At 66.3% G+C, this 10234-nt stretch carries 8 protein-coding genes and 2 pseudogenes; 6 read left to right on the forward strand and 4 right to left on the reverse strand.

Translation table 11 applies throughout. From position 1 onward, the window contains the following. A pseudogene (locus AC1VAN_RS06770) lies at positions 1–306 on the reverse strand (sensor histidine kinase); the annotation flags it as partial. A gap of 150 nt (positions 307–456) precedes the next feature. Between AC1VAN_RS06770 and AC1VAN_RS06775 the strand changes: the two are divergent. From AC1VAN_RS06775 to AC1VAN_RS06795, 5 genes are read left to right on the forward strand one after another with little or no spacing between them, the layout of a single operon-like run. Then, positions 457–1053: a GNAT family N-acetyltransferase gene (locus tag AC1VAN_RS06775; protein WP_025873875.1), complete on the forward strand. Its 597-nt coding sequence runs from the start codon at positions 457–459 to the stop codon at positions 1051–1053. Beyond that, positions 999–1859 (forward strand): septum site-determining protein MinC, encoded by an 861-nt coding sequence (gene minC / locus AC1VAN_RS06780; protein WP_480985513.1) that lies wholly within the window; start codon positions 999–1001, stop codon positions 1857–1859. Before AC1VAN_RS06775 ends, minC begins: the two co-directional genes overlap by 55 nt. 36 nt (positions 1860–1895) lie before the next feature. Continuing rightward, positions 1896–2705 (forward strand): septum site-determining protein MinD, encoded by an 810-nt coding sequence (gene minD / locus AC1VAN_RS06785; protein WP_025873877.1) that lies wholly within the window; start codon positions 1896–1898, stop codon positions 2703–2705. Positions 2706–2707: 2 nt separating this feature from the next. After that, a complete protein-coding gene (gene minE, locus AC1VAN_RS06790) occupies positions 2708–2968 on the forward strand; it encodes a cell division topological specificity factor MinE (protein ID WP_005408532.1) in 261 nt (86 codons plus the stop codon). A gap of 47 nt (positions 2969–3015) precedes the next feature. Beyond that, positions 3016–3495, forward strand: a complete 480-nt coding sequence (locus AC1VAN_RS06795; protein ID WP_032975950.1) for a hypothetical protein — start codon at positions 3016–3018, stop codon at positions 3493–3495. An 88-nt stretch (positions 3496–3583) separates the two neighbouring features. Here the strand turns inward: AC1VAN_RS06795 and AC1VAN_RS06800 are convergent, their stop codons facing one another. The 3 genes and pseudogenes from AC1VAN_RS06800 to AC1VAN_RS06810 all read right to left on the reverse strand — a co-directional run. Further along, complete coding sequence (locus AC1VAN_RS06800) at positions 3584–4822, reverse strand: DUF819 family protein (protein ID WP_025873879.1); 1239 nt, start codon at positions 4820–4822, stop codon at positions 3584–3586. 129 nt (positions 4823–4951) lie between these two features. Continuing rightward, positions 4952–7030 carry a S9 family peptidase gene (locus AC1VAN_RS06805; protein ID WP_480985514.1) on the reverse strand — a complete coding sequence of 693 codons (2079 nt, stop codon included), beginning with the start codon at positions 7028–7030 and terminating at the stop codon, positions 4952–4954. A gap of 160 nt (positions 7031–7190) precedes the next feature. Beyond that, positions 7191–9044 (reverse strand): annotated as a pseudogene (locus AC1VAN_RS06810) (OPT family oligopeptide transporter); the annotation flags it as partial. A gap of 200 nt (positions 9045–9244) precedes the next feature. Here AC1VAN_RS06810 and AC1VAN_RS06815 point away from each other — a divergent pair. Continuing rightward, the coding region (locus AC1VAN_RS06815; protein WP_480985515.1) for an acetyltransferase domain-containing protein at positions 9245–10234 on the forward strand (990 nt) is incomplete at its 3' end.

Here is a 10234-nt window from a genome sequence, read left to right on the forward strand (position 1 = left end):
GCCCAGTGCGGTGCCGGAGAAATAGCTCACGCCGATCGCGCAGGCCGTCAGCAGGATCAGCGCGGCATGGTCGAAGAAGCCGGGCCGGCTTTCGCCCAGCGAGCGCGTCAGCACCCAGTACACGAAGCCGAAGGCCAGGTAGGCCGAGGCCCAGGGAATGATCCGGAAGCCGGCCTCGCCGTCCAGGCTTTCCAGTGTCAGCGACACCGGATCGATCAGGTAGATCGCAAGCCAAAGGCCGACGGTGCCCCAGGTGAACAACCCGGAGTAGCGCAGCATCGCATTGTGGTTGAGTCGGGCCAGCATGGCCCATCGTAGCCTGTGCGCGTCAGGGCCCAAGGGCATAAAGTCATGTTCGGTGCGGTCCCCTGTTCATGCCGCAGCCCACCCCGGGCATGCAATAATCATGCGCAGGGTCCGTACATGGGACCAACCGCGTTACCCCACGGAGTCACAATGTCGATTGTCATCCGCGACGTGCGCGAGCACGAGCTCGATTCCGTCCTGGCTTTGAACAACAATGCTGGCCTGGCCATCCTTCCCCTGGATGCAGAGCGCCTGCGCCTGTTCTATGCAACCGCTGAATATTTCCGCGTCGCCGAGCGCGACGGCAACCTGGCCGGCTTCCTGATCGGCTTCGGCAGCGACAGCCAGCACGACAGCAGCAATTTCGCCTGGTTCAAGCAGCACCTGGACACCCCCTTCTTCTATATCGACCGCATCGTGGTCGCCAGCCGCCGTCGCGGTGGTGGCGTCGGCCGTGCGTTCTATGCCGACGCCCAGAGCTTCGCCGAGCTGCGCTACCCGCAGATGACCTGTGAAGTGTTCCTGGACCATGGCGCCGATGCCGCCCTGCTGTTCCACGGCAGCTTCGGCTTCCGCGAGCTGGGCCAGAACACCATGCCGCAGGTGGACGTGCGCGCCAGCATGCTGGCCAAGGAACTGTGCAGCTTCCCGTGGGTGAATGAAACCTATGGCGGCAAGCTGCCTGATGTTGCATGGGCGCGCGACCGGCAGCTGCCGGCGCAGGCACAGCGGTCGACGGGGACCTGAGCGTGGCAGTGAATTTCGATTACGAACAGGCCGGTGAACTGAAGATCGGCCAGGTGGGCATCGCCAACCTGCGCATCCGCACCCTCGATGTTGAACGCCTCGTGCAGGAAATGCAGGAACGGGTAAGCCGTGCACCGAAGCTGTTCGGCCGTGCAGCGGTGATCMTGGACTTCGGCGGCCTCAGCCAGGTGCCCGACGTGGCAACGGCGCAGGCGCTGGTCGATGGCCTGCGCGGTGCTGGCGTACTGCCGGTGGCATTGGCCTATGGCACCAGTGCGGTCGACCTGCTCTCGCAGCAGCTCGGCCTGCCGCTGCTGGCCAAGTTCCGCGCCCAGTACGAGCGCGCCGAGGCAGAACCCGCCCCGCCGCCGGCAGCCGCACCGGAGCCGCGCCGTGCCGCACGCGCCGAAGCGAAGGCCGCGCCGGCTCCGGCTCCGGCCACGCCGATGGGCAAGGCTGCCGATGCCGCCGCGCCACAGCCGGGCCGCATGCAGCTGGGCAACGTGCGTTCGGGGCAGCAGCTGTATGCGGAAAACTGCGACCTGACCGTGATGGCCACCGTCGGCGCCGGCGCCGAGGTCATCGCCGATGGCAGCATCCATATCTACGGAACCCTGCGCGGCCGTGCGCTGGCAGGGGCCCAGGGCAACACCGCGGCACGCATTTTCTGCCGTGATTTCCATGCGGAACTGGTCGCCATTGCAGGCCACTACAAGGTACTGGACGATGTACCGGAAACCCTGCGCGGCAAAGCCGTGCAGGTGTGGCTGGAACAGGACCAGATCAAGATCGCTGCGCTGGACTGATGCAGCACCTCAAACAGAATCATCAGGAGAAGTCCTTTGGCTGAAATCATCGTAGTCACCTCCGGCAAGGGCGGCGTCGGCAAGACCACTTCCAGCGCAAGCCTGGCCTGCGGCCTGGCAAGGCGTGGCAAGAAGGTGGCGGTGATCGACTTCGACGTCGGCCTGCGCAACCTCGACCTGATCATGGGCTGCGAACGCCGCGTGGTGTACGACTTCGTGAATGTCGTGCACGGCGAAGCCACCCTCAAGCAGGCCCTGATCAAGGACAAGCGCTTCGACAACCTGTTCGTGCTGGCTGCCTCGCAGACGCGCGACAAGGATGCACTGACCCAGGAAGGCGTGGGCAAGGTCCTGAAGGACCTGGCCGCCGACGGCTTCGACTACATCATCTGCGACTCCCCGGCCGGCATCGAGAAGGGCGCCTTCCTGGCGATGTACTTCGCCGACCGTGCGGTGGTGGTGGTGAACCCGGAAGTGTCCTCGGTACGCGACTCGGACCGCATCATCGGCCTGCTCGATTCGAAGACCCACAAGGCCGAATCCGGCCAGGACGTGCCGGCCTTCCTGCTGCTGACCCGCTACACCCCGGTGCGCGTGGAAAGCGGCGAGATGCTCAGCATCGCCGACGTCGAGGAGGTCCTTGGCCTGAAGGCGATCGGCGTGATCCCCGAATCGGGCGACGTGCTCAATGCCTCCAACAAGGGCGAGCCGGTCATCCTGGATGGCGAATCCGCTGCCGGCCAGGCCTATGACGACGCCGTCGCACGCATCCTCGGCGAAGAACGCCCGATGCGCTTCACCAACGTCGAGAAGAAGGGCTTCTTCAGCAAGCTGTTCGGAGGGTAAGCATGGGCCTGTTTGATTTCCTCAAAGCGAAGAAGACCACCGCCGAAACCGCCAAGAACCGCCTGCAGATCATCATCGCGCAGGAGCGCAGCCACCGTGGCGGTCCCGACTACCTGCCGCTGCTGCAGCGCGAGCTGCTGGAAGTGATCAAGAAGTACGTCAACATCGACGTCGATGCAGTGAAGGTGGACCTGGTCAAGGATGGCCAGCACGACGTGCTGGACATCTCCGTGGCGCTGCCTGAAGGCCCGGACAAACCCTGACCCCCCTGCCCCGCCCGTGCCTGCATGGGCGGGGCTGCCTGACCCGCATGACTGATACCACGCCCGAACCGAACGTTACCCGCGTCGGCGACATCGCCTTCGCCGATGCCCAGCGCCTGCTCGCTGCACATGAGCTGCGCCTGCATCACGTTGCGGCCGGCGAGCCGATCCCGGGCAGTTACTGGGGCGAGCCCGAGGCGGGCATCATCGCCAGCGACGTCTACGTGCGCGATGACACGCCGGTGCATTCGATGCTGCACGAAGCCTGCCACCTGATCGTGCTGCCACCGGAGCGGCGCGCGCAGGTGCATACCGACGCCACCGATTCGGTGCCCGAAGAAGACGCCACCTGCTACCTGCAGATCGTGCTGGCCGGGCACCTGCCCGGTGTCGGCAGTGAGCGGCTGATGGCCGACATGGATGCGTGGGGGTATACGTATCGATTGGGGTCGACGAAGGCGTGGTTTGAACAGGACGCCGAAGACGCAAAGGCGTGGCTGATCGAACGCGGCTTGCCGGTGGCGTAACGCGTCGGTAGCGCCGGGCCATGCCCGGCGGCATGCACATCTGCCGCCGCGATGCGGTTCGCCGGGCATGGCCCGGCGCCACCGTGGGTCACGTGGCCAGCGCGCGCAGGGTGATGCCGACCACATACGCCAGATAGGTGCCGGTGGCATAGCCCATCGTGCCCAGCAGCACGCCTACCGGCGCCAACGCCGGATGGAACGCAGCGGCCACCACCGGTGCAGAGGCCGGGCCGCCGATGTTCGACTGCGAACCGATGGCGAAGTAGAAGAACGGCACCTTCAACAGCTTGCCCAGGCACCACAGCAGCACGATGTGCACGCTGATCCAGATGATGCCGAGCAGGAACAGCCACGGGCGATCCAGCAACGCCAGCAGATCCATCTGCATGCCGATGCAGGCGATCAGGAAGTACAGCAGCAGCGAGCCCAGGCGCGAGGCGCCCGCGCCTTCCAGCGTACGTGCACGGGTGAAGCTGAGGCCCAGGCCGAGCGTGGTCGACAGCACCACCACCCACACGAACGGCGCGTCCAGGCTGAACTGCGATGCCCAGCTGACGTGGACCTTGAACCAAGCCGCCAGCGGCGCGCCGATGGCGTGGGCCAGGCCGACGCCACCGAAGGCCACGGCCACGATCAGCATCAGATCGGTCAGGCTGGGAATGCGCTCATGCTCGGCCTGGAAGCGTGCGATGCGCTCCTTCAGCTCGTCGATGGCGGAGGTATCGGCACCGCTGCGTGCATCGATCTTCGCCGCGCGCCCAGCCATGAAGATCAACGCCGCCATCCACACGTAGCCGACACCCACATCGACCACCGCGAACTGGCCGAACGTGGTCGCGTTGACATCGAACACTTCGCGCATGGCCAGCATGTTGGCACCGCCGCCGATCCAGCTGCCGGCCAGCGCCGCCATGCCGGCCCAGGTATCGCCGGCGACGGTGTCCGGATGGATGGCACGCATGACCAGGAACGCGACCACCGCACCCAGCATGATGCTGGCCGAGGCGCCCAGGTACATCAGCACCAGCTTGGGCCCCAGCCGCAGGATGCCCTTGATGTCCACCGCCAGGGTCAGCAGGATCAGCGCCGCCGGCAGCAGGATGTCACGCGCGACCGGGTTGTACAGCTTGGTGTTCTGCCCGTCGATCAGGCCGAACGTGTTGTAGATGCCCGGCAGCAGATAGCACAGCAGCAGCGCCGGCACGAAGGTATAGAAGCGCTTCCACAGGCCCTGCTCGCGCGAAGCGGTCCAGAACACGGCGCCAAGGGTGGCGGCGATCAGGCCGAAGACGACGATGTCGTTCTGGATCAGGGCAGTCGAGGGCATGCAGGCATCCTGGTAGTACCGGCCGCTGGCCGGCAACCCCATGTAGGTAGGTCGCAACGTGCAGTTGCCGGCCAGCGGCCGGCACTACCGGAAAGCCGGGCGCCGCCACAAGGGCGGCGCCGGTATCGCTTACTCGCCGATGTGCTGCTTCAGCCAGGCGTTGACGGTGTCATGCCACAGGATGCTGTTGTTCGGCTTCAGCACCCAGTGGTTCTCGTCCGGGAAGTACAGGAACTTCGACTCGATGCCCTGGCGCTGGGCCGCGGTGAAGGCAGCCAGGCCCTGCTCGACCGGAATGCGGAAGTCCTGCTGGCCGTGGATCACCAGGATCGGCTTCTTCCAGTCAGCCACGTGGTTGACCGGGTTGAACTTCTCGTAGTTCGCCGCCTTCTGGTACGGGGTACCGCCCTGCTCCCACTCGGTGAACCACAGTTCTTCGGTGGCATAGCCCATCATGCGCTGGTCGAACACACCGTCATGGTTGACCAGGCACTTGAACGGGCTGTTCCAGTTGCCGGCGATCCAGTTGACCATGAAACCGCCGTAGCTGGCACCCAGTGCGCAGGCCTTGTCACCGTTGAGGAAGTCGTACTTCTTCAGCGCCGCGCTCCAGCCCTTCTGCRGGTCTTCCAGCGGACGGTCACCCCAGTGCTGGCTGATCGCATCGGTGAAGGCCTGGCCGTAACCGGTGGAGCCGTGGAAGTCGATCATCACCACAGCGTAGCCCTGGCCTGCGTACGTCTGCGGGTTCCAGCGGTAGCTCCAGCCATTGCCGAAGCTGCCCTGCGGGCCGCCATGGATCAGGAACGCAACCGGGTAGGACTTGCCTTCCTGGTAGTTGTGCGGCTTGACCACATAGCCGTGCACGGTGTCGTTGTTCCAGCCCTTGAACTCGAACTGCTCGTAGTCGCCGAAGCTCACATCCTTCAGCACTTCGCCAGCGGCCGGGGTCAGTGCGCGCAGCGCGCCGATCGGCTCGCCAGCGGCCGGCAGCAGGCCGACCAGCACCTGGTCGTTGCTCTTCAGGCTGTTGCGGGTGATGGCCACGCTGTTGCCGGCCACGTCGACGGCGGTGACGCTGCCATCGCCGATCAGCTTGGTGGCCTTGCCGCTGGCCACGTCGATCTGGAACAGCGGGTGTTCGCCGAGGTCGTCGGCGGTGGTGTAGATGCTGGCGCCGTCGGCGGACAGGGTGATGCCGCCGGCCGAACGGTCCCACTGCGGCGCGATCTCGCGCGTCTTGCCGCTGGCCAGGTCCATCGCCATCAGGCCGAAGCGGTCCGCCTCGAAGCCTGGGCGCTTCATCGCGCGGTAGAACAGGGTCTTGCCGTCGGCGCTGAACACCGGGCCGGCATCCCAGGCCGGGTTGGACGCGGTCAGGTTGACCGGCGCCTGCTTGCCGGCGGCATCGAAGCGGTACAGGTCGAAGTTGGTCGACCACGGCTCCTGCTTGCCGGCCACGCGGATGCTGGCGACCACGCTGCTGCCATCCGGCGACCAGGCGAAATCGTCATTGCCACCGAACGGCTTGGACGGAGCGTCGCCGTCGATGGTCGCGCTCAGCGCCGAAGCGCCCTTGACCGCACCGGCCTTGGCTGCCGGCAACGGGGCGACGAACAGGGTGTTGCGGCGGCCGTCGTTCCAGGTATCCCAGTGGCGCACGAACAGCGAATCGAAGACCTTGCCGCTGGCCTTGGCGCCTTCCACGTCCTTCAGCTTCTTTTCGGTGCAGGCCAGGTCCGAGGCACAGGCCTGGAACACGCCGGCGCTGAACAGCACGCGGTCGTCCTGCGGCGACACGTGGTAGCTGTCCACGTCCACCGGGAAGTCGGTCAGCTGGCGCGGGGCGCCGCCACTGATCGGCTGTGCGTACAGCTGCTGGCTGCCGTTCTTGGCGCTGAGGAAGTACACGGTCTGGCCATCGGCCGACAGCGATGCGGAGTTGACGTTCCAGCCAGACGGCGTGATCTGCTTCGGCGGTGCCGCGTCGCGGGTGCGCAGGTTGCGCGCGAACAGTGCGGTGCTGGCCTTGAGGTTGGCATCGGTGCTGCGCTTGGCGAACACCACGGTGCCGCCGTCGGCGGTCAATACCGGCGCGGAGACGCGGTCCATGGCCACCATGTCGCGGACTTCCAGGCCACGGGCAGCGGCGACGCTGGGCAGGGCAGCCAGCAGGCTCAGTGGCAACAGGGCATGACGCAGTTTCATCGGGGTCTCCGCAGGACGGCAAAAAACCGATGGTAGGCCTGCGCGGCCGGGCCTGCCAAGGCCATCGGTCATGGCCGTGGCTGAGCTGCCGCCAGAAAAAGCAAACCGCGCCGTAGCGCGGTTTGCTTGGGACACCGGTAGTGCCGGCCGCTGGCCGGCACGCACGGCTGCTGACCACGATCGGCACGGCGATGGCGATACCCATCAGCGCCTCRCCGGTGATCAGGCCGGCAGCGAACAGCACGCCCGGCTTGTGCACGCGGTCGCGGCCCTCTTCGTCATCGGCGCGCACCTTGTGGAAGCGTTCGACCAGATAGGAGATCAGGCCACCGAGGAAGATCGGCACCATCAGTTCCAGCGGCAGGTAGATRCCGATCGCCGCGGCCAGCACCGGCACGCGGAAACGCGAGTTGCGCGACTTCAGCCAGCTGTCGAACGCGATGATGGCGGCACCGACCACGGCACCGATGCCGATGAAGGTCCACGGCAGCTCGCCACCGAACAGGCCCTTGGCCACCGACGCCATCAGGTTGGCCTGCGGTGCGGCCAGCGCATTCGGGTGCAGCTCGGACTTGACGCCGATGCCGTAGGCGGTGGCCAGCAGGTTCAGCACCGGGGCCATGATCAGCGCGCACGAGAACGCGCCGATGCCCAGCATCAGCTGCTGCTTCCACGGGGTGGCGCCGACGATGTAGCCGGCCTTGAGGTCCTGCAGGTTGTCGCCACCGACGGCGGCGGCACAGCACACCACCGCGCCGATCATGATCGCGGCCACCGCACCCAGCGGCGCACCGAAGGCACCGACCGGCTGCAGGCCATCCTTGCCCAGCAGCAGCACCAGCACCGCCGAAGCGAACAGGATGGTGGAGATGGTGATGCCCGAGACCGGGTTGTTGGACGAACCGATCAGGCCGGCCAGGTAGGCCGACACCGAAACGAACAGGAAGCCGGCGACGATCATGATGAGGGTCATCGGGATCGACACGTGCCACTGGCCGACGATGGCTTGGTACAGCGCCAGCAGCGGCAGGGTGAACACCACCAGCGCCACCAGCATCCACTTCATCGGCAGGTCGCGCTCGGTGTGCGCCAGCACCGGGCCACCGCTCTTGCGCGCGGCCGCAAAGCCACTCTTGACGCCGTTGAGCAGCGACTTGCGCAGCGAGATCAGGGTCCAGATGCCGCCGATCAGCATCGCGCCGACACCGAGGTAGCGCATCTTCGCACCCCAGATGGCGAACGCCGCTTCGGTGGACGAGGCGGTGGCGATCGAGGCGGCCAGCGCCGGATCGGTGTTCATGAAGAACGCCTGGTAGATCGGGATGGCGATGTGCCAGGTCAGGATCGAGCCGGACACCACCACGATGCCGACGTTGAGGCCGACGATGTAGCCCACGCCCAGCAGTGCGGGCGACAGGTTGGTGCCGATGAAGGCGGTGACCTTGGAGCTGCCGACATAGGCCGAGGTGGCCCAGGCGTCTGGGATCAGGCGCATGCCGCTTTCCGCGGCCAGCTTCACGAACGCACCGATCACCGCCGACAGGCCGAGGATCTTCAGGCCCGGGCCGGGGTTCTCACCGGCCTTGAGCACTTCGGCCGCAGCCTTGCCTTCCGGGAACGGAAGCGGATCTTCGACGATCATCGAACGGCGCAGCGGCACCGAGAACAGCACGCCCAGCAGGCCACCGAGACCGGCGATGCCCAGCACCCACCAGTACTTGAAGTCCGGCCAGTAGCCCATGATCACCAGCGCGGGGATGGTGAAGATCACACCGGCGGCGATCGACGAACCGGCCGAAGCGCCGGTCTGCACGATGTTGTTCTCAAGTATCGAACCGCCCCCCAGCAGGCGCAGCACGCCCATGGAAATGACCGCGGCGGGAATCGCGGTGGCGATGGTCAGGCCTGCGAACAGACCGAGGTAGGCGTTTGCGGCCGACAGCACCACCGCCAGCACGATGGCCAGGACCACCGCGCGGAAAGTGAGCTGCTTGGGCGCAGCGTCATGGTTCATGAAAGCCCCTGCTGGCAAAAAATCCCTGTCACGCTAGCGTTCAGGGGGCAGCAAGTCCAGCGTGCCAAAGGATGAGGGTTGCAGCTGGAACAGGCACGGGCCCGCAGCGGCACCCCCAGCCAACTAATGCGGCAAAGCCCGAGTGGGCACCTTGTAAACGATATGTTATAACTTTCGGTTGACCTGTACCCACCCACCGCATGTCCTCCTTCCCCTCCTCCCGGCTGGCCTCCATCGACCAGCTGCGCGGCACCGTGATGCTGCTGATGCTGCTCGACCACGTGCGCGAGACGTTCTTCCTGCAGCATCAGGTCAGCGATCCGATGGACGCGGCAACCGTGTCCCCTGCCCTGTTCGCCTGCCGCCTGCTGGCCCACCTGTGCGCGCCGGTGTTCGTGCTGCTGACCGGCCTGTCGGCCTGGCTGTACGGCCAGCGCCATGCCGATCCGCGCCGTGCCATTGCGGCTTTCCTGCTCAAGCGCGGCCTGTTCCTGGTGGTGCTGGAACTGACCCTGGTCAACGTCGCCTGGACCTTCCAGTGGCCGCCGGAGACGGTGTACCTGCAGGTGATATGGGCGATCGGCCTGAGCATGATCGCGCTGGCCGGCCTGCTGTGGCTGCCGCGGCCGCTGCTGGCCGTTCTGGCGGTGACGCTGGTGGTCGGCCACAACCTGCTGGACGGCGTACGGGTGCAGGGCGACGGCGCCCTGGCGGTGCTGTGGAAGGTGCTGCACCAGCGCGACTGGATCGAGGCTGGGCCGTTGAGCCTGCGTACCTCCTATCCCGTGCTGCCGTGGATCGGGGTGATCGCGCTGGGCTACCTGATGGCGCCGTGGTTCGCTGCCGGCAGCGACCCGCAGCAGCGCCGGCAGCGGCTGCTGTGGTCCGTGCTGGGCGCACTGGCCGCCTTCGCCCTGCTGCGCTTCGCCAACGGCTATGGCGACACGCCGTGGCAGTACCAGCAGACCACGCTGCGCACGTGGATGAGCGTGTTCAACATCACCAAGTACCCGCCCTCGCTGCAGTTCCTGCTGCTGACCCTGGGCGTGGGCCTGCTGCTGTTGCGGCTGTACGAGTGGCCGCCGCTGGCGCGTGCGCTGCAGCCGCTGGCCGATATCGGCGCAGCGCCGATGTTCTTCCATCTGCTGCACCTGTACGTGCTGAAGCTGCTGTACCTGGCGGCCCTGAAG

Source organism: Stenotrophomonas sp. 05L44_2 (assembly GCF_056665995.1).